A 21,305-nucleotide genomic window follows, 5' to 3' on the forward strand; every position below is an offset into this window, starting at 1 on the left:
AACCGTTCCGGTCAGCGACGGACGCCCGCTGCCCTGAGGCGTGCGACACCCTTGTCGGCAAGCACGGCGAGGATGCACAGCACCAGAAAGACCCCGGTGACGGCCAGCGCCGAAAGCGCGACGCTGACCGCGCCGTTCTTGGCGACGTCGAGGAACGGGTAGGGCACTTCGCCCGCGATCGGGGCGCGGGCCAGCGCATAGGCGAGATAGGCGATCGGATAGGCCATCCACCAGGAGATGTCGCTCCAGCGTGTCCTGCCGTCGGCGCCCGCCACCAGCCACCACAGCACGAACAGCACCGGCGTCACGTAGTGCAGCAGCACGTCGCAGAGCAGGAACAGGCCCTGCGGCTGCCAGAGCTGCGCCAGAACCGTCGCATAGACGATGAAGACCAGCGCGATGGAAACCGCGACGCCCGCGCGCATCCGCGGTCCGGCGAAGGCAGGCAGCCAGGCATAGCCGCTGGGTGACAGCAGCGAGGTGTGGACCAGCACCGCGCCGATATTGGTCAGGATGGTGAAGAAGCTGAACAGGAAGACGATGGAGCCGAGAAAGCTGCGGCCGGCTTCCATCGACGCCGGGATAGTGATGCAGAACTGCAGGACAAGGCCGATGAGGCCAATGGCCAATCCCGCAATCTGCAGGAAGCGGCCCATGGCGTCAGGCGGCCGCGTTACAGGACGGATTGCCCGTCTGCCAGCGCGCAATGTCGGAGCCGATACGCGCGCCGAGCGGATCGTCCATCAGCGGACCGAACACGTCGATGCGGCTGGAATTGCCCTGCGCCTGGACAACCAGCAGCGGCTTGCCGCCATAATGCTTGGCCGGCACCAGCAGGAAGCGCGGAGTGCCGCTGAACGAATTCAGCTCATTGGCCATCTGATAGGACTTGAAGGCGGGATCCTTGCTGGCGATCCAGCATTTGTGGGCTGATATCGCCACCTGCTCCATGGCGAGCAGCGAAGCACTCTTGCCTGCCGGCGCCGGCGTGCCCTTCGGGCTCGACTGGCAGGACGCCAGCGCAAGGCCGGCGGCTATCAGGAGAGCCATCCGGGCAATCGTCAGTCTCATGGTCAGCCGCCCCCGCGCTTTGAAAGGAATTTCGAGAAAGGATATCAGGCGGCGATGCCGAGCGCGCCTTCGAAGAGCGCCCTGCCGTCGCTGCCGCCATGCGCGGCCTCGATCAGGTTCTCCGGATGCGGCATCAGGCCGAGCACATTGCCCTTTTCGCTGATGATGCCGGCAATGTCGTTGATCGAGCCATTGGGATTGGTGCCCTCTGCATAGCGGAACACCACCTGTCCTTCGCCTTCAAGGCGGGCAAGCGTGTCGGCATCGGCGAAGTAATTGCCGTCATGATGCGCAACCGGCGTGCGGATGATCTGACCCGGCTGATAGCGGCGGGTGAACATGGTGTTGGCGTTGGCGATCTCGAGCTTGACCTGCCGGCAGACAAATTTCAGCGACGCGTTGCGCATCAGTGCGCCGGGCAGCAGGCCGGCCTCGACCAGGATCTGGAACCCGTTGCACACGCCGATGACCATGACGCCCTTGGCCGCCTTTTCCGCAACCGCCCGCATCACCGGCATGCGCGCGGCAATGGCGCCGCAACGCAGATAGTCGCCAAAGGAAAAGCCGCCGGGGATCGCGATCAGGTCGACATCGGGGATCTCGGTGTCGGTCTGCCAGACGGTAGCCGGCGCCTGTCCCGAAATCTTGGTCAGCGCCGCGATCATGTCGCGGTCGCGGTTGAGGCCAGGCAGGAGGACAACGGCGGATTTCATGGCAATTCCTGTTCGCTGATCTCAAGCAGATACCGGGACGCAACGCGGTTGGTCAACCAGACGCCGTTGTCGGAGAGAAAGAATATCTCACCGTCCCCAGCCATAGCAGCCGAGTCGACCCGAAGAATAACATCTTTTCCCTTGCGCCGCCGCGCCACGATGAGCGCTGTTTCCATGTCTTTCGACAAATGCACATGCTGGCGCGACTGACTGGTCAGGCCTTCGCGCAAAATGCTGGGCAGGAACTCTTCCTTGGTGCCATGATAAAGGATTGCCGGCGGTACGCTTGGCGGCAGGCCGAGATCGACATCGATGCTGTGACCCTGCACGGCGCGGATGCGATTGCCGTCGATGGCAAAGCGCTTTTTCGGGTTTTCCTCGACGATGCGCACAATCTCCGCCGCGGATGCGCCAAACTTCGATTGCAGCACAGCGCACAGCTTGTCGAAATCAGCCCAGCCGTTTTCGTCGAGCGAAAGTCCGGCCTCTTCAGGCGCGTGCCGCAGCACCAAGCTCATGAATTTGGAGATTTGCGTGTCGTTCAAAGTCAGCGTCTACATTGATGCCGAGGCGGCGTCACTTGGGTTCGTAAGGCTTCTGAGCTTCGGCGAGTTCGCGCAAATCCAGTCGTTTGTCTATGCGCTCAAGCCGCTCGTCCTGGCGGGCAAGAATGCCATAGATGTTGTGGATATCGCTTTGCGTTGCCACCATGTGGCCTCGCATCACATTCAGTTCCCGCTTCGTCTCGGACACATCCTGGCGAAGTTCACCGATTTCGTGGTGCACGCGCTTCAAAAGCTCGAACATCAATTCATTCGTGGGTTCCGCCATAGTGCCTCCGCTACAACCTCAGGTAAGCGTCACACTATAATTCTCAATCACCGTATTCGCCAGCAGCTTGTCGCACATCGCCTTGAGATCGGCCTCGGCCTTGGCCTTGTCGGTTTCTGAAAGCTCGAGATCGAACACCTTGCCTTGCCGCACCTGGCCGACACCGCCGAAACCCAGGCCCGACAGAGCGTGCTCTATGGCTTTTCCCTGGGGGTCGAGCACGCCGTTCTTGAGGGTGACGGTGATGCGGGCCTTGATCATGCTGGACAGGTTCCTGTTCGAATAGTTTGCTTGGCGCGGCTTAGTGCGGCTTGCCTTTGATGCCTTCGGTCGAGGCGACGAGCACCGGGCCGGTCGGGCGCGGCGGCTCGTTCTCGTTCATGATGCCGAGGCGGCGGGCCACTTCCTGATAGGCTTCGACGAGGCCGCCCATATCGCGGCGGAAACGGTCCTTGTCGAGCTTGTCCTGCGTCGCCACGTCCCACAGCCGGCACGAATCCGGCGAGATCTCGTCGGCGACGACGATGCGCATCATGTCGCCTTCGAACAGGCGGCCGCATTCGATCTTGAAGTCGACGAGCTGGATGCCGACGCCCATGAACAGGCCGGAGAGGAAGTCGTTGACGCGGATGGCGAGCGCCATGACGTCGTCGATCTCCTGCGGGCTTGCCCAGCCGAAGGCGGTGATGTGCTCTTCCGACACCATCGGATCGTCCAGCGCATCGGCCTTGTAATAGAATTCGATGATCGAGCGCGGCAGAACAGTGCCTTCCTCGATGCCGAGGCGCTTGGACAGCGAACCGGCGGCGACATTGCGCACCACCACTTCGAGCGGGATGATCTCGACTTCCTTGATCAGCTGCTCGCGCATGTTGAGCCGGCGGATGAAGTGGGTCGGAATGCCCATGCGGTTCAAATGATTGAAGATGTACTCGGAAATGCGGTTGTTGAGCACACCCTTGCCGTCGATGACCTCGTGCTTCTTCTTGTTGAACGCGGTCGCATCATCCTTGAAGAACTGGATCAGCGTGCCCGGTTCCGGTCCCTCATAGAGGATCTTGGCCTTGCCTTCATAAATGCGGCGGCGATTTTTCATCTGATTTTTTCTCTGGATTTGCGGGCAGGCGGCAAGCGACCAGTTCCTGTCCGTCTGCCTAAATTAGTGCGGCGACGGGTAGGGTTCAATGCCGGGTCTATCCCAATCACAGCGTTTGCTCAATCGGCAAATCCTTCTCGTTGGCCGCTTTCAGGAATGAAATGCCGCAGCGCAGCAAGTGATGTAGCATATTGACCGACCCGCGCCCTTTTGGTTTGTGCTGCGGCAACACACATATCCACCGCCAACGCGAATCGATTTCACCGGAGGGAAGCCATGAGCAGCATGAAAGACCGCGAAGAGGGTTTTGAGCGCAAATTCGCCTTCGACGAAGAACTTCGCTTCAAGGCCGCGGCCCGCCGCAACAAGGCGCTCGGCCTGTGGGCCGCCGAAAAGCTGGGCAAGTCCGGCGCTGATGCCGACGCCTACGCCAAGGAAGTGGTTGTCTCCGACATCGAGGAAGCCGGCGATCACGACGTGTTCCGCAAGATCCGCAAGGATTTCGATGCCGCCGGCGTCGACCAGTCGGACCATCAGATCCGCCGCACCATGGACGAACTGATGGCGCAGGCGATCGAGCAGATCAAGAACACCTAGAGCATGATCCCGAAAAGTGGCCGCCGGTTTTCGGGATCATCCTCCAAAACACGCAGCCGCTTCTGGACCAATCGACCGTCCGGCCAAGCCGGGCGGTTTTTCTTTGCCTTCGCCACTGTTTCCAGCTGAAACTGCGGATCGTTAACAAGGAAAGTTTCGATGTCCCTGAAATCTCGCCTCGCTGCCGATGAAACGCTGTTCACCGCCTGGTCCGGGGTTCCGGACGCTTTGACGGTCGAAATCATCGCCAAGCAGGGTTTTGACGCCGTCACGCTCGACATGCAGCATGGCGGACATCACGAAGACTCGGTCCTGCGCGGTCTCGTGCCGGTGCTCGCCGCCAACAAGCCGGCGCTGGTGCGCATTCCGGTCGGCCGCTTCGACATGGCCAGCCGCGCCCTCGATTTCGGCGCCGAGGCGGTGATTGCGCCGATAGTGAATTCGGTGGCCGATGCAAAACTGTTTGCCGCCGCCATGAAGTACCCGCCGCTCGGCGAGCGCTCCTGGGGCCCGACCTATGCCTTTCCGCGCCACGGCAAGGGCGACTATGCCGAGTGGCTGCGCGATACCAATCGGCGCACCATGGCTTTTGCCATGGTCGAAACGCGCGCCGCGCTCGATGCGCTGGACGGCATTCTCGATACGCCCGGCATCGACGGCATCTTCCTCGGCCCATCGGACTTCTCGATCGCCTGGTCGAACGGCGCAACCGTTAATTCGACGCTGGAAAGCATGATGGAAACCGTCGCCTCCATCGCCGAGCGCACGCGCAAGGTGGGCAAGCATGCGGCAATCTACGTCATCGAGCCGGCCATTGCCGGCCGCGTCGTGGCGATGGGCTACCGGCTGCTGGCGATGGGCTCGGACCACGCGCTGATTTCGCTCGGCGCGAAGACCCTGATCAAGAGCATGAACGATTCGATCAAGGGCTGAGGCACGACGTGCCTCGGGTCAGGCCTTGAGGTCGGTCAGGAACTTGGCGAAGGTCATCGATCCCTCCGGCCACGGGCCGAAGCCGGCGTCCTCATTGAGGTGACCGGTTTCGCCGGCATCGATGAACAGCGAGCCCCAGGCGCCGGCAATGTCCTCGGCAACCTCGAAGGCGCAGAACGGATCGTTGCGGCTGGCGATCACGATGGACGGGAAGGGCAACGGCTCGCGCGAATAGGGGCCGAAGGTCATCAGGTGCCTCGGCCTGATCTCCGGGTTGGCGACATCTGGTGGCGCGACAAAGAAGGCGCCGGCGACCAGCTTCCTGAACTGCGGAATGGCCTGCACCGCGGCTGCCACGCCGAGCGAATGGGCAACGATCACCACCGGCCGCTCGGCTTCGTTGACCGCGTTCGCCACGCTCGCTGTCCAGTCCTCGCGCACTGGCTTGGTCCATTCGGCCTGCTCGACCCGGCGCGCCGTCGACAGTTTGGACTGCCAGCGTGTCTGCCAGTGTTCCGGGCCGGAATTGGTGTAGCCCGGCACGATCAAGATATCTGCGTCTTTGACTTTCATGCCGCTGAGATAGCGAGCGGCTCAGTCTCGTGCAACCATGCTGATGCACGCAATGCATCACAATTGTGAACAACCTGTTCGGTTTTTGGCGTCTTGTGTGAACGACCAGGATCGACGATCTGAGTTGTGAGATCGAAGCCATCGATAGAGTTGCTGGGGCGCCTTGGATTGTGCGCCGAAATGGAGAGTTTCATGAGCGAACTGCCTTTTGCCGCCAAGACCCCAGTCAGCGTTTCCCGCGTCGGGTTGAAGGCGCGCGATGCCGAGAGCCTCGCAGCCTATTACCGTGCCGTTGTCGGCCTGCAGGAGTTGAGCCGCGCCGACGGCGCGATTACGCTGGGCGCCGCCGAGCGCCCGCTGCTCGTCATCGAGGCGGATGCGGCGGCCAAGCCCGACGATCCGCGCAGCGCTGGCCTGTTCCACACCGCTTTCCTTTTGCCCAGCCGCGCCGATCTCGGCCGCTGGATCAACCATGCCGCCGCCAACAAGATCCGCGTCGAGGGCGCTTCCGACCATCTGGTCAGCGAAGCGCTTTATCTGACCGACCCGGAAGGCAATCGCATCGAAATCTATTCAGATCGCCTGCCGAAGGACTGGACGTGGAACGGCGACAAGATCGCCATGGCGACCGAGCGGCTGAATCTGGCTGCGGTGGCCGCCAGCGTTCCGGCAGGCGACGCCGGCTGGCAGGGCGCGCCGGAAAACAGCATTGTCGGCCATGTCCATCTCCGCGTTGGCCGGCCGGAAGACGCCGAGGCTTGGTGGCACCAGGAGTTCGGCTTCGACACCGTGGCCAAATATGGCGGCCAGGCCGTGTTTCTATCCTCCGGCGGCTACCATCATCACATCGGTGGCAATTCGTGGCACAGCGCCGGCGCCGGTCGCCGCGATCCGTCTCGCTCGGGTCTGGCCTGGGTCGAAATGCGGTCGGACAAGGCTACCGCCGAAACCACGCGGGAAGACCCGTGGGGCACTGTGATCAGAACCGTTCCAGGCAAGGCGTGATGAGAGCGTCTTTCTCCCCGTATAGTGACGGGAAGAAGGAAGCTAAGCTTCCCCAAAAACCCGCTTGAAGATCGTGTCGACATGCTTGGTGTGGTAGCCAAGGTCGAATTTCTCGCGGATCTCGGCTTCGGGGAGCGCCGCGGTGACCTCCTTGTCGGCCAGTAATTCCTCAAGGAAATCAGCGCCGTGTTCCCACACCTTCATGGCGTTGCGCTGCACCAGACGATAGGCGTCCTCGCGTGATACGCCGGCCTGTGTCAGCGCCAGAAGCACGCGCTGCGAATGCACCAGGCCGCGGAACTTGTTCATGTTCTTCAGCATGTTGTCCGGATAGACCAGCAACTTGTCGACGACGCCGGTAAGCCGCGACAGCGCGAAATCGAGCGTCACCGTGGCGTCCGGCCCGATCATGCGCTCGACCGACGAGTGCGAGATATCGCGCTCGTGCCAGAGCGCCACATTCTCCATCGCCGGCAGCGCCATGGACCGCACCATGCGGGCAAGGCCGGTGAGGTTTTCGGTCAGCACCGGATTGCGCTTGTGCGGCATGGCCGACGAGCCTTTTTGCCCCGGCGAAAAGTACTCTTCGGCTTCCAACACCTCGGTGCGCTGCAGATGGCGGATTTCGGTCGCCAGCCGCTCGACCGACGAGGCGATGACGCCGAGCGTGGCGAAGAACATGGCATGGCGGTCGCGCGGGATGATCTGCGTCGATACCGGCTCCGGCTTCAGCCCCAGTTTCTTCGCCACATGCTCTTCGACATAGGGATCGATGTTGGCGAAGGTGCCGATTGCGCCTGATATAGCGCAGGTGGCGATGTCTTCGCGTGCGTGCAGCAGCCGCTCGCGGCAGCGCGAAAACTCGGCATAGGCCTGCGCCAGCTTGACGCCGAAGGTGGTCGGCTCGGCATGAATGCCATGGCTGCGGCCGATGGTGACGGTGTCCTTGTGCTCGAAGGCACGGCGCTTGAGAGCGGCCAGCAGCCCGTCGAGATCGGCCAGCAACAGATCGCTGGCACGACTGAGCTGCACCGCAAGGCAGGTGTCGAGCACGTCGGACGAGGTCATGCCCTGATGGATGAACCGCGCATCCGGCCCGACGAATTCGGCAAGATGGGTCAGGAAGGCAATGACGTCATGCTTGGTGACGGCTTCGATCTCGTCGATCTTGCCGACATCGAATTTGGCAGCGTTGCCCTTTTCCCAGATGGTTTTGGCCGCTTCCTTAGGGATGACGCCAAGCTCGGCCAGCGCATCGCAGGCATGGGCCTCGATTTCGAACCAGATGCGGAAGCGGGTTTCCGGCGACCAGATGGCGACCATTTCCGGCCGGGAATAGCGAGGGATCATCCGTCAGTCCTGATATGTCGGTGAATAAGTCCGCCTCCTATCAGAGGCGGACCAAATGCTCAACGCTGCTGGCGCGCAAACCACACGCTGGCGCAGGCGAGTGCGACGAATCCGAGCGGAAAATAGAGCCTGATACCCAGCACCACGAACTGGTAGAGCGCCGTCAGCGAGGTGAACACCAGTTCGAACGCCCAGCGGATAGTGAAGGCCTCGGCGTGCCATTCGGCGTAATAGGAGCGGTATTGCAGCGCAAACAGCCCGCCGGTGAAAGCAAGCGTTGCGGCAAGCAGGCAGATGAAGGCGGCGGCGAAGGCTACCTCCCACGGCCGGCCGAGCGAAATCAGCCGCGCCGCAAACAGGCCGATGGGGAAGGCAATTGCCGCACCCATGGCAAAGAGCAGGACGACGAAGCGGATCTTTTCCGGCGTCTCCCAATTGTCGAGCCAAAGGCCGGTGAGCGCGCTGGCGCCCATCGCCATCGCCCACAACAAGGCGCCGAGAAGAGCTGCGACCGTCGATGGCACGGCGCGGCGGACGCGATTGCCGGCGCGCTGGCGCCAGCTGGATTGATCAAGCGCTGTCACAGGCGGCCGGTCACGGCGATCCAACGAAAATCCGGCCCTTCGAAGCCGTATTCGCGCACCGCGATCAGAACCGCATAGGCGCTGACACTGTCCATCGAAAACGTCTGCACCGCGCCGATCCGGTAGCCGTTCGGGCAGCCGCGGCTTTGCGGGATCGATTTGTCCTCATGCAAAAGATGGGTCTGGCCTCCATCTGTGGCCTCAATGCGCAGCAGACGAAAACCGTTGATCTCGCCAAGGCTTTGGCAACGTTCGGTGTCGTTCATGCCGATTTCGTCGAGCCGGAATTCGAGTGGCGGATCGACCGGCGAGAAGATCGGCCGCGGGTTGACCACCATGCGAAACGGGTCGGCCGACAGTTCGGTCACCGGGTTGAAGCCGGCGGTGATGCCGCGGTTCGCGGCAAGTTCTGCCTGGGCAACGATTGCTTCACCCTTTTGCCTGGCCTGCAGCCGGGCCGCGTCGAGCGAGGCGGTCTCGTCCTCCAGCCGGACCCGGATCGGCGTGCCCTTCAGGAACGTGTCGTCGGCAGTGTCGATGTAATAGCGGTTGGCATAGGGGAAGCCCGATCCGTCCGCAACGCCATATTCCTCGAAGGCGAAGACGCCACCATCTTTAGTGAAACCGAGGATTTCGAGCTCGGCGACATCGCCAGCCCGGGCAGCGATTCCGGACGCCAGCTGCACCAGCAGGCAAACGGCAATCAGGACAAGATTTCGCATCGGGTTCCCGCTCCAGCCGCCATGGTTCGATCGTTCCCTATCATGAGACAGTCAAAACATCGTGCTATCCAAAAGGCGATGCATCCAATTGCGCCCCCGATTGTTATCGTCGATCGTCTTCAAAAGGAGAACACCCCATGACCGAGGCCAGCAAGATTCGCGAACATATGGAAGTGGTCGGCGCCGACGGCGTTCACATCGGCACTGTCGACAAGGTCGATGGCGACCGGATCAAGCTGACCAAGGCCGATAGCGGCATGGGTGGGCACAAAGGCCATCACCACTACATTCCCCTGAGCCTGCTCGCCGAGGTCGATGGCAAAAAAGTCTGGCTGTCGGCGAATTCGGATGTGGCGGTCAGCTTCGAGGAAGAAAAGTCCGACCCGACCTGATTGGTGTCAGCGCTTAGCGCGACGACCACACCGGAAACAGATCACCTTCATCAGGCGTTGCCGCATGGATGCCGCGGCTGATGGCGCGCGCCATGGTGGCGCCGGCGGCGGCGAAGAAGTCGACGGCGTCGTCGGCGCTGAGCTCGATGCCGCTCTTGCCCGTCGCCAGCGCGAACACCAGATCGCCGTCGGCCGGCGTGTGCACCGGCCAAATGGCGCGCACGAAGCCGTCATGCGCCGATATGGCCAGACGCTTGGCAGCAGCCTTGGTCAGGACTGCGTCGGTGGCAATGACGGCGATGGTGGTGTTGCCGCCGGGCCCTTCGTTTCCACCCACACGCTTGTCGCGGTATTTCAGCAGAATCCGCCTGGCGTCGTCCGGCATCGGCGAGGGATAGCCGAGCCCGCCGAACTCATTGCCGATTTCGAACGGTGCAGCCCAGAAATACCGCGTCCGGGCAATGGTCACCGAGCCGGTCGGGTTGGCGGCGGCGAGCGCGCCGATGGTGACGCCGCTGTCGAGCACGGTCGAGGCCGAGCCAAGGCCACCCTTCAGCCCTGAACTTAGCGCGCCGGTGCCGGCGCCGATTGTGCCGAGCGGAAAATTGATCGCAGCGGTCTGGGCAGCTTCATAGCCGAGATCACGGTAAGGGGGATAGCGACCCCAATCCTTGTCACCGCCATTGCGCAGGTCGAACAGGATCGCCGCCGGCACGATCGGCACGCGAAAACCGCCGACGTCGACGCCGATGCCTTTTTCACGCAGCGCTGCCTGCACGCCCGAGGCGGCGTCAAGGCCGAAGGCCGAGCCACCGGAAAGCACCACGGCATGCACCGCCTCGATGGAATTATGCGGCTCGAGCAAATCGGTCTCGCGCGTGCCGGGCGCGCCGCCCAGGATCTGCACGCCGCCCACCGCCGGTTCGTCGCACAGCACCGCCGTCACTCCGGATTTCAGCCTGGCATCGCTGGCGTTGCCGACACGCAGGCCGGCGACATCGGTGATCAGATTGCGCGGGCCGGTGCGAAACATCAGTTCGTCTCCGCCGGCACGAAACGTGTCCCGTCAAAGCGGAAGGCGCGATAGAGGTTTTGGCTGAGATCGCCCTTGCCATCGAACCGCAGCGGTCCGATCGCGGTGGTGAAATCATGGCCGGTGAGCGCATCGGCCAGCCCCTTGCCGGAACTCCCGGATGCAGCCGAGGCCGCCTTGGCGATCTCTACCGCCGCATAGGCCGGCAATGCATAGCCGTCCGGCGCGATGTTTTTGGCCGCAAATGCCGCCAGCACCTTGGGATCGGCGACATTGGCCCATTCCGGCGGCGCGATCATCAGCGTACCGACGGCGTAAGCCACGTCGCCGGGCGGCGTGCGCAAATTCTCGCCGCCGGCAAAGGTCATGCCGGCCTCGAGCTGGCCGGCGTCGCGACCCATAATGGCGATATCGTCGCCGTCGCCGCCGGCAAAGACATGCGTCGCGCCCGCCTTCTTCAGCCGTCCGATCAGGCCGATCTGGTTGTCGAGCTGCGGCCGGAACGTGTCGGTGAACACGGGCTTCAGTGCCGCCTGTTCGGCCGCTGCCCGCAGCGTCTCGGCGATCTCGCGGCCATAGATGGTGCCGTCGTCGACGATGGCGAACAGTTCGCCCTGCCACAGCCGGGTGAGGATGGTGGCCACCGCGTTGCGCTCGTCGTCGCCGCGCGGCCCCAGCCGATAGACCGGCCAGCCGGTCTTGGCGCGGCGATCGGTCAGGCTTTCCGTGCGCACGCCGACCGTGATGACCGGTATGTCGGCATCCTTCAGGATCGGCAGCGCCGCCTGGATTGCCTCGGTGCAGAGGAAGCCGACGACGATATTGACCTTGGCTGCAGCGAACTCCCTGGCGGCGGCAGCCCCGCCATCGGCGGTGCAGGCATCGTCGACCGTGTTGATCTCGGTGCCGTTGGCTTCAGCTGCCAGGCCAGCGCCGGCCTCGATCTGCTTGCCGAGGATCGCCGATGGACCGGACAGGGGGGCGGCGACGCCGACAAGCAGCGTCTGCGCGCCCGCGCTTGCCGGCAACAGCCAGAGCATTGCCGCTATTACAGCTGTTAGGGGTCGCATTCCTACGAGAATTCCTCCGTGCCGGTCGCATGCTTCCAGCGTCTCTTGCGCCAAGACCTAAAGGCTGCCCGCCCCAGGCGCAACACGCGAATTTGCGGATTGGCGTCAAGCACTTCGCTTGTGGCCTATTGTGTGCCGCCATATATAACGCTTGGGTTCCTGCTTATGGAAAATCATCGGTGCTGAAGTTGAACGACATAGGGCCGCAGGCCTATCGCGACGCGATGGCGCATTTTGCCGGTCACGTCCATGTGGTGACCACCGACGGTCCCGCCGGCAAACGCGGCACGACGGTGATCGCCGCCTGTTCGGTCTCGGACACGCCGCCGACGGTTCTGGTCTGCCTCAACCGCGAAAATGCCAAGAACGAACTCTTCGTGCAAAACGGCCGGTTTGCGCTGAACACGCTTGCTTCGCATCAGCAGCCGCTATCGGTGGCGTTCTCAGGCCTGACCGGCCTGTCGTCCGATGCGCGCTTCGCGCTCGGCGAGTGGGATGTCATATCGACAGGCGCCCCGACCTTGCAGGGCGCTCTCGCCGTGTTCGACTGCGAATTGATCGACACCAAGGATCTCCACACCCATCGTGTGCTTTTTGGCAAGGTGACAGGCCTGCGCATGGGCGATAATTTGCGGCCGCTGATCTACCATGCCCGCGACTACCACGTGCTGGAAAGCGGAGCAGAGGCGTCAACGGAGAAAGAATGACCGAGCTGAAACCGCGCCCCGCGCCGCGGACGATCGACGAAACGCTCGATCTCCTGACCGGCGCGGACTATGTCGCGGACCGGTCTCTGGCAACCGTTCTGTTCCTGTCGCTGCGCATGCAGCGGCCGCTCTTCCTCGAAGGTGAAGCCGGTGTCGGCAAGACTGAGATCGCCAAGGTGCTGGCGCAGGCGCTCGGCCGCCGGCTGATCCGCCTGCAATGCTATGAAGGCCTCGACGTTTCCTCGGCCGTCTACGAGTGGAACTACGCGGCGCAGATGATCGAAATCCGCATGGAGGAGGCGGCCGGTAAGGTCGACCGCTCCGACATGGAGCGCAACGTCTTCTCCGAAAAATACCTGATCCGCCGTCCGGTTCTCGATGCGCTGACCGGTAAGGCGGGTGCCGCCCCGGTGTTCCTGATCGACGAGCTCGACCGCACCGACGAGGCCTTCGAGGCATTCCTGCTCGAGATCCTCTCCGACTTTCAGGTGACGGTGCCCGAGCTCGGCACGATCAAGGCGGAAGAGCCGCCGATCGTCATCATCACCACCAACCGCACCCGCGAGATCCACGACGCGCTGAAGCGACGCTGCCTCTATCACTGGGTCGACTATCCCAATGCGGAGCGCGAGTTGGAGATCGTGCGCCGCAAGGTGCCGCAGGCCAACAGCCGGCTTTCGGCCGAAGTGGTTTCGTTCATCCAGAAGCTGCGCCAGGTCGAGCTGTTCAAGGCGCCGGGCGTTGCCGAAACCATCGACTGGGCCGGCGCCCTGACCGAGCTCGACAAGGTGGCGCTCGACCCCGAGACAGTATCGGACACGATCGGCGTTTTGCTGAAATACCAGGACGATATTGCTCGCATCGGCGCGGGCGAGGGCCGGCGCATCCTCGACGAGGTCAAGGCCGAACTGGCGGCGGCGGAGTAGGTCCGTGAAGGCGCCGCGTCCCGACCCCAGAGAGGCGACGGAAGACGGTCGCATCGCCGACAACATCGTCTATTTCGCCCGCACCTTGCGCAAGTCAGGCATGCGGGTCGGACCGGCTTCGGTCAAGGACGCGATCGAGGCGGTGCTGGCTGCCGGCATCGGCTCGCGCGACGATTTCTACTGGACGCTGCATGCCGTGCTGGTGTCCAGGCACGAGGATCATCCCGTCTTCGACGAAGCCTTCCGGCTGTTCTGGAAATCGCGCGAGCTGATCGAGAAATTGCTGGCGATGTTTTCGCCGGTGGCGCCCGACACCAGGGAGAAGCAAAAGCCGCGCGCGGCCGAGAACCGCGTCAGCCAGGCGATGTTCGACGGCCACCAGAAGAACCAGCCGGTCAAGGAAATCCCCGAGTTCGAAGTCGACGCGCGCTTCACCTTCTCCGGCAACGAGGTGCTGCGCGGCAAGGATTTTGCCCAGATGAACGCCGCCGAGATGGCTGACGCCAAAAAGGCGATCGCCCAGCTTCGGCTGCCCTTCGACATGGTCAGGACACGGCGCTTCCGGGCTGATCCGCATGGCCGCCGCATCGATCCGCGCGCTATGATGCGCTCGGCGGCGCGCACCGGCGGCGAACTGATTCTGCCGAAATTTCGCTCGGCCCGCGAAGTCCATCCGCCTTTGGTGGTGCTCGCCGATATCTCCGGTTCGATGAGCCAGTACACGCGCATCTTCCTGCATTTCCTGCACGCGCTGACGGAAAAGCGCCGGCGCGTGCACACCTTCGTCTTCGGCACCAGGCTGACCAACCTGACGCGGCAGATGCGCCATCGCGACCCCGATGCCGCCCTTGCCGACTGCTCGGCGGCGGTCAAGGACTGGTCAGGCGGCACCCGTATCGGCGACACGCTGGCCGAGTTCAACAAGCAGTGGTCGCGCCGCGTGCTCGGGCAGGGCGCCGTAGTGCTCTTGATCACCGATGGGCTGGAGCGCGACGATGTCACCGGCCTGTCGGAAGAGATGGAGCGCCTGCACAAATCCTGCCGGCGGCTGATCTGGCTCAACCCGCTGCTGCGCTTCGGCGGCTTCGAAGCGCGCGCCCGTGGCGTCAAGGCGATGCTGCCGCATGTCGATGAGTTCCGCTCGGTGCACAATCTCGATGCGCTGGCCGACCTCTGCGCCTCGCTGGACAAGAAATCGGCCGCTTCGGTCGATCCGCGCCGTTGGCTGGACGCTGGTGTCAGGCGAGTGGCATAGCCATATGATATCCCGGAAAACAGACTCCCAGAAAAACAGACTCTTGGAGAAGCGATCATGGACAACAGCATCTATCTCGATGAGGCCCGCGACCCCTTGATCATCGCGGAAGGCTGGATGAAGGACGGCAAGGATGTCGCCATTGCCACCGTGGTCGAGACCTGGGGGTCGGCGCCGCGGCCGGTCGGCAGCCATCTGGTCATCGATGCCGAAGGCAATTTCCATGGCTCGGTCTCGGGCGGCTGCGTCGAGGGTGCCGTGGTGAGCGAGGCGATCGACGTCATCGATTCCGGGAAAGCGAAGATGCTGGAATTTGGCGTCGCCGACGAAACCGCCTGGCAGGTCGGCCTGTCCTGTGGCGGCCGCATCAAGGTCTATGTGGAGCGGCTCGGTTAGGCATGGATCCCTACGCTCTCAAAATGCTCAACGCCGAACGCCGCGCCCGCCGCGCCGCGATCCTGGTCACGGACCTCGGCGACGGCCGCGACCGCATCGTGCGTGAGGGCGATGTTGTCGCCGGTGAACTCGGCCAGGCGATTGCCAAGGCATTTCGCACCGGCAATTCCGGTTCGGTCGAGGCCGAGGGGCGCACCTTCTTCCTCAACGCGCATCTGCCGCAGCCGCGCCTTGTGGTGATCGGCGCCGTCCATATCAGCCAGGCGCTGGCGCCGATGGCCAAGATCGCTGGCTATCCCCTGGAAATCGTCGATCCACGCACCGCTTTCGCCACGCCGGATCGCTTTCCCGATGTCGCGCTGCATGCCGAATGGCCCGAAGATGTGCTGAAGCGGCAGCCGCTCGACAGCTATACCGCACTCGCAGCCGTCACCCATGATCCGAAGATCGACGATTTCGCGCTGAAGGCCGCACTCGACGCCAATTGCTTCTATGTCGGCGCGCTCGGCAGCCGCAAAACCCACGCCAAGCGTGTCGAGCGCCTGCTGGCGCTGGGCGCCAGCGCCGACCAGATCGGCCGCATCCACGCGCCGATCGGCCTCGACATCGGTGCGGCAAGCCCGGCCGAGATCGCCGTCGCCATCCTGGCGCAGACGATCCATGCCTTTCGTTCGCGCGGGCTTGAAGCGAAAGGCGCCGCAGCGTGAAGTTCGGCTCGGTTCCGATCGATCAAGCCGAAGGCGCGGTGCTGGCGCATGCCACTTCGGCCGGCGAGCGGCGTTTTCGCAAGGCGCACCGGCTGAATGCCGATGATGTCGCCCTGCTCAAGGCGGCCGGCATTGCCGAGATCGTCGTGGCGGTGCTTGCCGCCGATGATCTCAGCGAGGATGCGGCGGCCGAAAAGATCGCTGCAGGTATGCGCCACCGCAACATCGAGGCGAAGCCGGCCGCGACCGGCCGCGTCAATCTTCATGCCAAGGCTGCCGGCGTCTTCACCGTCGATGCCACGATGATCGATGCCATCAATGCGGTCGATCCGACTATCACCATCGCCACGCTGGCGCAGCACGCGCCGGTCGAGAAAGGCCAGATGGTGGCGACAGTCAAGATCATCCCGTTCGCCGTTGCCTCAGCTCTGGTCGATGCCGTGACAAGAATCTGCGCCGGCGGCGAGATCTTCGCTGTCAACGCCTACCAGCCGGTGCGCATCGGCGTCATCCAGACGGTGCTGCCCGGCATCAAGGCCAGTGTGCTCGACAAGACGCTGCGCGTCACCGAGGCACGGCTGGCGCGTTCCGGCGCCCGGCTGACCGCCGAGCGCCGCACGCCGCACGAAATTGCGCCCGTCGCCGAGGCCGCGGCCGCGCTGGCGCGCGACAACGACATGGTGGTGATCTTCGGCGCCTCGGCGATGAGCGATTTCAGTGATGTCGTCCCGGCGGCGATCGAGCGCGCAGGCGGCAAAGTCATCCGCGCGGGCATGCCTGTCGATCCCGGCAATCTCCTGGTGCTGGGCACGCTGGACGGCAAGCGAGTCATCGGCGCCCCGGGCTGCGCCCGCAGCCCCAAGGAAAACGGTTTTGACTGGGTGCTCGACCGGCTGATCGCCGGCCTCGACGTTACGGCCGGGGATATTGCCGGCATGGGCGTCGGTGGGCTGTTGATGGAAATCCCGACCCGGCCGCAGCCGCGCGAGCCTTTGCCAGCGAGAGCCGGATTGAAGGTCGACATCGTGCTTCTCGCCGCCGGCCGTTCCAGCCGCATGGGCGGGCCAAACAAGTTGCTGGCCCTGTTCGACGGCAAGCCGCTGGTGCGCCGCACCGCTGAACGTGCGCTCGGCTCAAGGGCATCCAGCACCGTCGTTGTCACCGGTCACCAGCGCGAGCGGGTGCATAAGGCCTTGGGCGGCCTCGACGTGATCTTCGCCGACAATCCGGATTTCGCCGACGGCCTTTCCTCGTCACTCAAAGCCGGCATTGCCAGGGTTGGGGCTGAGGCTGCCGGTGCGATGATCGTGCTCGGCGACATGCCGGGCGTCTCCTCGGCCGATCTCGACAGGCTGATCGAGGCCTTCCGCAAGGACGGCGGCCATTCGGTGGTGCGCGCCGCGCACGACGGCCGCCGCGGCAATCCGGTGCTTTTGCCGCGTGCGCTGTTTCCAGCCATCGCCTACCTCGAAGGCGACACCGGCGCCCGTCATCTGGTCGAGGCCGAAGGGCTGGACATCATCGACGTCGAGATCGGCGACGGTGCATCGATCGATGTCGACACCCGCGAGGCAATGGAAGACGCCGGCGGCGTGCTGCAGGATTGACAAACCGAAGCCGAAAAACGCATGGCTGAGGCATGGCTCTTCGCTTCCAACTCTCCCGCGCGCTGCTAACCGCAATCGCGCTTTCGCTGTCCGCCGTCCACGCCGACGCGCTCGAACTAAAACCCTACAAGGACGACCTCTTCGCCTATCCGGGGACGCTCTCGTCGACGGACAAAGGCGCCTACACCGTCATCGACTACCGCGAGATGCGCGACATCAACGCCCGCGACGAGGTGCCGGAAAAGCGCGTGCATGCGCAGTATACCGATACCGGCGTGCGCAAGGTGCAGCAGGATCTCTTGCTGAAAACCGATGCCGGCGATGTCAGGCATGTCGCGGTCGGCAAGACCGGGGGCGCCGGCATCATCGTGCTTTACCTGCATGGGCAGGGCGGCAGCCGCAAACAGGGCGTCGACGACTTCACCTTCGGCGGCAATTTCAACCGCATCAAGAACCTGATGGCCGGCAATGGCGGCCTTTATCTCTCACCCGACTTCACCGATTTCGGCGACAAGGGCGCAGCGCAGGTCGCAGCCCTGATCGGCCACTATGCCGAAGCCTCGCCGGACGCCAAGATTCTCGTCGCCTGCGGCTCGATGGGCGGCTTGTTGTGTTGGAAATTGGCCGGCCGCAACGATACGGGACGGCGCATCAACGGGCTACTGCTGCTCGGCTCGCTGTGGGATGAAAGTTTCCTGTCGAGCCCAGCCTACAGGCGCCATGTGCCGGTGTTCTTCGGCCAGGGCAGCAAGGACCCGGTCTTTCCCGTGGAAAAGCAGGAGGCCTTCTTCCGCGCCATCATTGCGAACTCGAAAGCCTATCCCTATCCCACCCGCTTCGTCCGTTTTGAAACGGGCACACACGGCACGCCGATCCGCATGGTAGACTGGCGCGAAACGCTGAACTGGATGCTGTCGAAAGCGCCCTGAGGCGCCGTGCTAAAACGCCTCAAGGCGCCGTGTTGTAGTCGACGACGGTCTGCGGATTCTCCTCGCCATCATAAGAGGCGTCCACGTCGTACTGGACGAGCGAGAAATTGCCGTCGCGGAACAGATATGTGCCGGTATCTGAGGCATCGCCGATGCCGCGCCATTTGTCGAACGTGGTGAGCGTCCTGGTTTCTTCGTTGTATTCGGAATTGGTCGCCCAGCCGGTCGTGTGAAAGCCGGTGACGGTCACACCAAGCAATTTGCCGTCGCTGTCATTGTTTTCGTAACGTATATCCAGTTCAGGCTCGGCAAACTGCAACTGCAGCACGCCGTCAAGCCCGTCGGTCATGTAGTAGACCGAGCTGGCATTGTAGGCTGCGGCCGTACAATAGAATTCGAAAAGCCGTGTCTCCTTGTCGGGGTCGCCGGCAGCCGCATTCTTGTCCTTGTATTTGATCGAAAAAGCGTTCGGCTCCTCGGCCAGGAATTGCTCGTCGCACTGCTTGCCATAAGTCGCCAGGAAAGCCTTCTTGGCCTGCTCCAGTATGGCGTCCTTCTTCGGTGGCGGCGGTCCGTCGCCGCAGCTTGCCGGCAGTGCCTCCTCGAAATCGGCCTTGGACGGCTTCAACGCGCCCTTGTCGATGAAGATCGGGCGGAACGGCGGGGCCTGGATCTGGGCGCTGACCTGGCGCAGCGTGTAGCAGCCGGCAAAGACTGCATCGTTGCCGTCCTTGTCGGTGGCGCGGATGGCGACCGGGACGCTGTAATAGATGCTGCCGGCCGCACCTTCGTCGGAAATGGCCCCGGTTTCGACATCGACCTTGCCGGTACCGTCATAGCCCTTGACGAAGGTGTCGAAATCCTTTGCCGGCTTTGTATCGCCGTAATAACCCCATGCGCGGGCGAATTCGTGCCGGTTGATGGCGCTGTAAAGCGAACGGATGACGGCGGCGGCATCCGACCGGTCATCGACATAAGGTGCCTGTTGGTCTGCCGGTTCGTCGTCGGCGAACACAGCTTGGCCGGATACGGCAAGGGAGAACAAGGCGGCCGCCGCCAGAAAGACGCGTCTCATCGGGAATCTCCACCACAAAAGGATTTATCATATCGATTGCGGCGACGTGGTGACGCTTGAAAAATCGCCGGGGAAGGCGCTACCTCCCGCCGTCGGCGCTTGGGCCGTTAATGGAGATTCAAAGTGACGCTATCGATGTATGAGGCCTCCGTGCCGGTGTTTTCGGCCAGGCTAAAGGCGCTGTCCGCCATCCTGTCGGCTGCCGAACAGAATGCCGCCGACCGCAAGATCGATCCGCAGGTATTTTTGACGGCGCGGCTGGCGCCGGACATGTTTGCGCTGGTCAGGCAGGTCCAGATCGCCACCGACCACGCCAAGGGCGCGCCGTCGCGGCTGGCCGGCCGCGAAGTGCCGAAATACGAGGACAATGAGGTGAGCTTCGCCGACGTTCAGGCGCGGATAGCCAAGACCGTTGACCATCTCGCGACCTTTTCGGCGGCCGATCTGGATGGCTCGGACGAACGGAGGATCGAACTAAGGCTGGCGGGCAAGGACGTTTCGCTGTCCGGCCTGCACTATCTGCTGCACGCCGCCATGCCCAATTTCTATTTCCACGTGACGACGGCGTACGACATCCTGCGCCACAACGGCGTACCTCTGGGCAAGGCAACCTTCCTCGGAAGGTCTTGAATGCAATGAGGTTTCCCGGTCGCTGCCGGGAAACCTCGTCTTGCGCTGGTTCAGCGCATAGACATCTCGCGCGCGATGCGCGGGAAATCGGCCGGCTTGATGCCGATGTCGGCGCGGTCTGCATTGCTCATCGAATGCAGCAGTGCCAGTGCCGAGCGGTAACGCTGATGCTCCTGCGGACGCGGACGGGCAAACATTTCAGTGAAGAACCCCATGATTCGGCCCCTAGTTGATCCTCCACGGCACCGAATATAGGAAAAATGTGAAGATTGTGCAGTGCAGCAATTGCATGGCAGCCATGCCATGCAAATTTTTTTCGGCACAAATGGCTCATCTGCTGAAACTCTTGGCACGTCCCGACCGTACGCATAGACGCTGGCACATGGCCGGCTTTTCCTCGCCACTCCTGGCGAATTTCCGGACTGCATGAAAATGCAGTCCGGCTTTTTGTTGGGCTTCCCTCAACATCAACCGGTCCGCGCAAGCCTGGCGAACGCCTAAACTGGTTAAGATCAGTGGCATTCATTTTTAACGAGCCGGCTCTATGGTGCGACCGGCTCTGTTCGCATGCGCAAAACGAGGGGGAGGCTGACATCGGCGCCAAGCGGGATTTCGCTTCCTTGCTCGACGATCTCTTCGTGGCCTCGGAAAAAGACGAGGCGGGCGGCGAGACAGGCGCGCGGCCGTCGATTCCGTTCGACTATCTCTCGGTGGCCGACGAGCTTCATTCCGGTCGCATAAAAGTCTCCGGCGAAACCTTCACCGCCGAGTATCGCGAGGCGGGGTCCGATCTCGCCGCCGAATTCGCTGCGTTGCTCGATCAGGCCAAGCTGGCACTGGCCGGCGAGGAGGCAAAGCCCGAGGAAAGATTGCCGCCGATCGATCCCGAAGCGATCGCCGTCGAACTCGGCCTCGATCATCCCGTCAAGACTGCCGATCTCGGCCGCATGCGCCGCAGCTTTGCTTTCGCCAACCATCCCGACCGCGTCGCGCCGCATCTGCGCCAGCGCGCCATGATCCGCATGCAGGTCGCCAACATGCTGATCGACGAAGCCAAGCGGCGCGCTTTGGCCGGCGCCCGGCGCTGATTTTTTCTCCTTCAC

Annotated in this window: 29 protein-coding genes; 13 read left to right on the plus strand and 16 right to left on the minus strand. The window is 63.1% G+C overall.

The features are described from left to right. Nucleotides 1–11 precede the first annotated feature (11 nt). The 8 genes from AC1DZ8_RS16520 to AC1DZ8_RS16555 form a co-directional block, all read right to left on the minus strand. Entirely contained in the window at nucleotides 12–656 is a 645-nt protein-coding gene (locus AC1DZ8_RS16520) for a Pr6Pr family membrane protein (RefSeq protein WP_477303928.1), read from the minus strand. 4 nt (nucleotides 657–660) lie between these two features. Then, nucleotides 661–1,071 carry a hypothetical protein gene (locus tag AC1DZ8_RS16525; protein ID WP_477303930.1) on the minus strand — a complete coding sequence of 137 codons (411 nt, stop codon included), beginning with the start codon at nucleotides 1,069–1,071 and terminating at the stop codon, nucleotides 661–663. 44 nt (nucleotides 1,072–1,115) lie between these two features. Beyond that, the gene (gene purQ / locus AC1DZ8_RS16530; protein WP_112561440.1) at nucleotides 1,116–1,784 is read right to left on the minus strand and encodes a phosphoribosylformylglycinamidine synthase subunit PurQ; all 669 of its coding nucleotides are present in this window, start codon (nucleotides 1,782–1,784) and stop codon (nucleotides 1,116–1,118) included. Continuing rightward, nucleotides 1,781–2,335: an RNA 2'-phosphotransferase gene (locus AC1DZ8_RS16535; protein ID WP_477304334.1), complete on the minus strand. Its 555-nt coding sequence runs from the start codon at nucleotides 2,333–2,335 to the stop codon at nucleotides 1,781–1,783. Before AC1DZ8_RS16535 ends, purQ begins: the two co-directional genes overlap by 4 nt. Before the next feature lie 25 nt (nucleotides 2,336–2,360). After that, nucleotides 2,361–2,615, minus strand: a complete 255-nt coding sequence (locus AC1DZ8_RS16540; RefSeq protein ID WP_477303932.1) for a hypothetical protein — start codon at nucleotides 2,613–2,615, stop codon at nucleotides 2,361–2,363. An 18-nt stretch (nucleotides 2,616–2,633) separates the two neighbouring features. Then, complete coding sequence (gene purS / locus AC1DZ8_RS16545) at nucleotides 2,634–2,876, minus strand: phosphoribosylformylglycinamidine synthase subunit PurS (RefSeq protein WP_181057212.1); 243 nt, start codon at nucleotides 2,874–2,876, stop codon at nucleotides 2,634–2,636. A gap of 40 nt (nucleotides 2,877–2,916) precedes the next feature. Further along, a complete protein-coding gene (gene purC, locus AC1DZ8_RS16550; protein ID WP_056594372.1) occupies nucleotides 2,917–3,711 on the minus strand; it encodes a phosphoribosylaminoimidazolesuccinocarboxamide synthase in 795 nt (264 codons plus the stop codon). Between the two features lie 106 nt (nucleotides 3,712–3,817). Next, nucleotides 3,818–3,940 (minus strand): hypothetical protein, encoded by a 123-nt coding sequence (locus tag AC1DZ8_RS16555; RefSeq protein WP_281401896.1) that lies wholly within the window; start codon nucleotides 3,938–3,940, stop codon nucleotides 3,818–3,820. Nucleotides 3,941–3,987: 47 nt separating this feature from the next. Between AC1DZ8_RS16555 and AC1DZ8_RS16560 the strand changes: the two genes are divergently transcribed. Continuing rightward, the gene (locus tag AC1DZ8_RS16560) at nucleotides 3,988–4,308 is read left to right on the plus strand and encodes a DUF1476 domain-containing protein (RefSeq protein WP_027028128.1); all 321 of its coding nucleotides are present in this window, start codon (nucleotides 3,988–3,990) and stop codon (nucleotides 4,306–4,308) included. 159 nt (nucleotides 4,309–4,467) lie between these two features. Then, nucleotides 4,468–5,241 carry an HpcH/HpaI aldolase family protein gene (locus tag AC1DZ8_RS16565; RefSeq protein WP_477303935.1) on the plus strand — a complete coding sequence of 258 codons (774 nt, stop codon included), beginning with the start codon at nucleotides 4,468–4,470 and terminating at the stop codon, nucleotides 5,239–5,241. 18 nt (nucleotides 5,242–5,259) lie between these two features. Here AC1DZ8_RS16565 and AC1DZ8_RS16570 read toward each other — a convergent pair whose 3' ends face one another. Next, a complete protein-coding gene (locus AC1DZ8_RS16570) occupies nucleotides 5,260–5,814 on the minus strand; it encodes an RBBP9/YdeN family alpha/beta hydrolase (protein ID WP_477303937.1) in 555 nt (184 codons plus the stop codon). A 192-nt stretch (nucleotides 5,815–6,006) separates the two neighbouring features. Here AC1DZ8_RS16570 and AC1DZ8_RS16575 point away from each other — a divergent pair, with 192 nt between their 5' ends. After that, nucleotides 6,007–6,819: a VOC family protein gene (locus AC1DZ8_RS16575; protein WP_477303939.1), complete on the plus strand. Its 813-nt coding sequence runs from the start codon at nucleotides 6,007–6,009 to the stop codon at nucleotides 6,817–6,819. 42 nt (nucleotides 6,820–6,861) lie between these two features. On the opposite strand, the gene purB is transcribed toward AC1DZ8_RS16575, so the two are convergent. Genes purB through AC1DZ8_RS16590 form a run of 3 tightly spaced genes read right to left on the minus strand, consistent with a single transcriptional unit; the run spans nucleotide 6,862 to nucleotide 9,475 of the window. Next, nucleotides 6,862–8,169: an adenylosuccinate lyase gene (purB, locus tag AC1DZ8_RS16580; protein ID WP_477303941.1), complete on the minus strand. Its 1,308-nt coding sequence runs from the start codon at nucleotides 8,167–8,169 to the stop codon at nucleotides 6,862–6,864. 59 nt (nucleotides 8,170–8,228) lie between these two features. Beyond that, complete coding sequence (locus AC1DZ8_RS16585; protein WP_477304336.1) at nucleotides 8,229–8,693, minus strand: hypothetical protein; 465 nt, start codon at nucleotides 8,691–8,693, stop codon at nucleotides 8,229–8,231. Nucleotides 8,694–8,749: 56 nt separating this feature from the next. After that, entirely contained in the window at nucleotides 8,750–9,475 is a 726-nt protein-coding gene (locus tag AC1DZ8_RS16590; protein WP_477303943.1) for a DUF2259 domain-containing protein, read from the minus strand. Nucleotides 9,476–9,612: 137 nt separating this feature from the next. Here AC1DZ8_RS16590 and AC1DZ8_RS16595 point away from each other — a divergent pair, with 137 nt between their 5' ends. After that, nucleotides 9,613–9,867 carry a DUF2171 domain-containing protein gene (locus AC1DZ8_RS16595; protein WP_352586696.1) on the plus strand — a complete coding sequence of 85 codons (255 nt, stop codon included), beginning with the start codon at nucleotides 9,613–9,615 and terminating at the stop codon, nucleotides 9,865–9,867. 13 nt (nucleotides 9,868–9,880) lie between these two features. On the opposite strand, the gene AC1DZ8_RS16600 is transcribed toward AC1DZ8_RS16595, so the two are convergent. Continuing rightward, a complete protein-coding gene (locus AC1DZ8_RS16600; RefSeq protein WP_477303945.1) occupies nucleotides 9,881–10,900 on the minus strand; it encodes a P1 family peptidase in 1,020 nt (339 codons plus the stop codon). Then, nucleotides 10,900–11,970, minus strand: a complete 1,071-nt coding sequence (locus tag AC1DZ8_RS16605; RefSeq protein WP_477303947.1) for a branched-chain amino acid ABC transporter substrate-binding protein — start codon at nucleotides 11,968–11,970, stop codon at nucleotides 10,900–10,902. The genes AC1DZ8_RS16600 and AC1DZ8_RS16605 overlap by 1 nt, the downstream gene beginning before the upstream one ends. 179 nt (nucleotides 11,971–12,149) lie before the next feature. Between AC1DZ8_RS16605 and AC1DZ8_RS16610 the strand changes: the two genes are divergently transcribed. Genes AC1DZ8_RS16610 through AC1DZ8_RS16640 form a run of 7 tightly spaced genes read left to right on the plus strand, consistent with a single transcriptional unit; the run spans nucleotide 12,150 to nucleotide 18,497 of the window. Then, nucleotides 12,150–12,677 (plus strand): flavin reductase, encoded by a 528-nt coding sequence (locus AC1DZ8_RS16610; RefSeq protein WP_477303949.1) that lies wholly within the window; start codon nucleotides 12,150–12,152, stop codon nucleotides 12,675–12,677. Then, the gene (locus AC1DZ8_RS16615; RefSeq protein ID WP_477303951.1) at nucleotides 12,674–13,603 is read left to right on the plus strand and encodes an AAA family ATPase; all 930 of its coding nucleotides are present in this window, start codon (nucleotides 12,674–12,676) and stop codon (nucleotides 13,601–13,603) included. The genes AC1DZ8_RS16610 and AC1DZ8_RS16615 overlap by 4 nt, the downstream gene beginning before the upstream one ends. Before the next feature lie 4 nt (nucleotides 13,604–13,607). Next, a complete protein-coding gene (locus AC1DZ8_RS16620; protein ID WP_477303953.1) occupies nucleotides 13,608–14,858 on the plus strand; it encodes a vWA domain-containing protein in 1,251 nt (416 codons plus the stop codon). Nucleotides 14,859–14,915: 57 nt separating this feature from the next. Further along, a complete protein-coding gene (locus tag AC1DZ8_RS16625; RefSeq protein ID WP_023734542.1) occupies nucleotides 14,916–15,254 on the plus strand; it encodes an XdhC family protein in 339 nt (112 codons plus the stop codon). Between the two features lie 2 nt (nucleotides 15,255–15,256). Next, entirely contained in the window at nucleotides 15,257–15,961 is a 705-nt protein-coding gene (locus AC1DZ8_RS16630) for an XdhC family protein (RefSeq protein WP_477303955.1), read from the plus strand. Continuing rightward, on the plus strand, nucleotides 15,958–17,568 hold the full coding sequence (locus AC1DZ8_RS16635; protein WP_477401222.1) for an NTP transferase domain-containing protein: 1,611 nt from the start codon (nucleotides 15,958–15,960) through the stop codon (nucleotides 17,566–17,568). Before AC1DZ8_RS16630 ends, AC1DZ8_RS16635 begins: the two co-directional genes overlap by 4 nt. Before the next feature lie 32 nt (nucleotides 17,569–17,600). After that, nucleotides 17,601–18,497: an alpha/beta hydrolase family protein gene (locus AC1DZ8_RS16640; protein WP_477303959.1), complete on the plus strand. Its 897-nt coding sequence runs from the start codon at nucleotides 17,601–17,603 to the stop codon at nucleotides 18,495–18,497. A 19-nt stretch (nucleotides 18,498–18,516) separates the two neighbouring features. Here the strand turns inward: AC1DZ8_RS16640 and AC1DZ8_RS16645 are convergent, their stop codons facing one another. Next, a complete protein-coding gene (locus AC1DZ8_RS16645) occupies nucleotides 18,517–19,572 on the minus strand; it encodes a DUF1176 domain-containing protein (RefSeq protein WP_477303961.1) in 1,056 nt (351 codons plus the stop codon). 123 nt (nucleotides 19,573–19,695) lie between these two features. Here AC1DZ8_RS16645 and AC1DZ8_RS16650 point away from each other — a divergent pair, with 123 nt between their 5' ends. After that, nucleotides 19,696–20,202: a DUF1993 domain-containing protein gene (locus AC1DZ8_RS16650; protein ID WP_477303963.1), complete on the plus strand. Its 507-nt coding sequence runs from the start codon at nucleotides 19,696–19,698 to the stop codon at nucleotides 20,200–20,202. Nucleotides 20,203–20,252: 50 nt separating this feature from the next. On the opposite strand, the gene AC1DZ8_RS16655 is transcribed toward AC1DZ8_RS16650, so the two are convergent. Beyond that, a complete protein-coding gene (locus AC1DZ8_RS16655) occupies nucleotides 20,253–20,417 on the minus strand; it encodes a hypothetical protein (protein WP_477303965.1) in 165 nt (54 codons plus the stop codon). Between the two features lie 405 nt (nucleotides 20,418–20,822). On the opposite strand from AC1DZ8_RS16655, the gene AC1DZ8_RS16660 reads away from it, so the two are divergent. Continuing rightward, nucleotides 20,823–21,290 (plus strand): hypothetical protein, encoded by a 468-nt coding sequence (locus AC1DZ8_RS16660; protein ID WP_477304338.1) that lies wholly within the window; start codon nucleotides 20,823–20,825, stop codon nucleotides 21,288–21,290. The last annotated feature ends 15 nt before the right edge of the window (nucleotides 21,291–21,305 follow it).

It is taken from the genome of Mesorhizobium sp. P2_F7 (genome assembly GCF_056403695.1).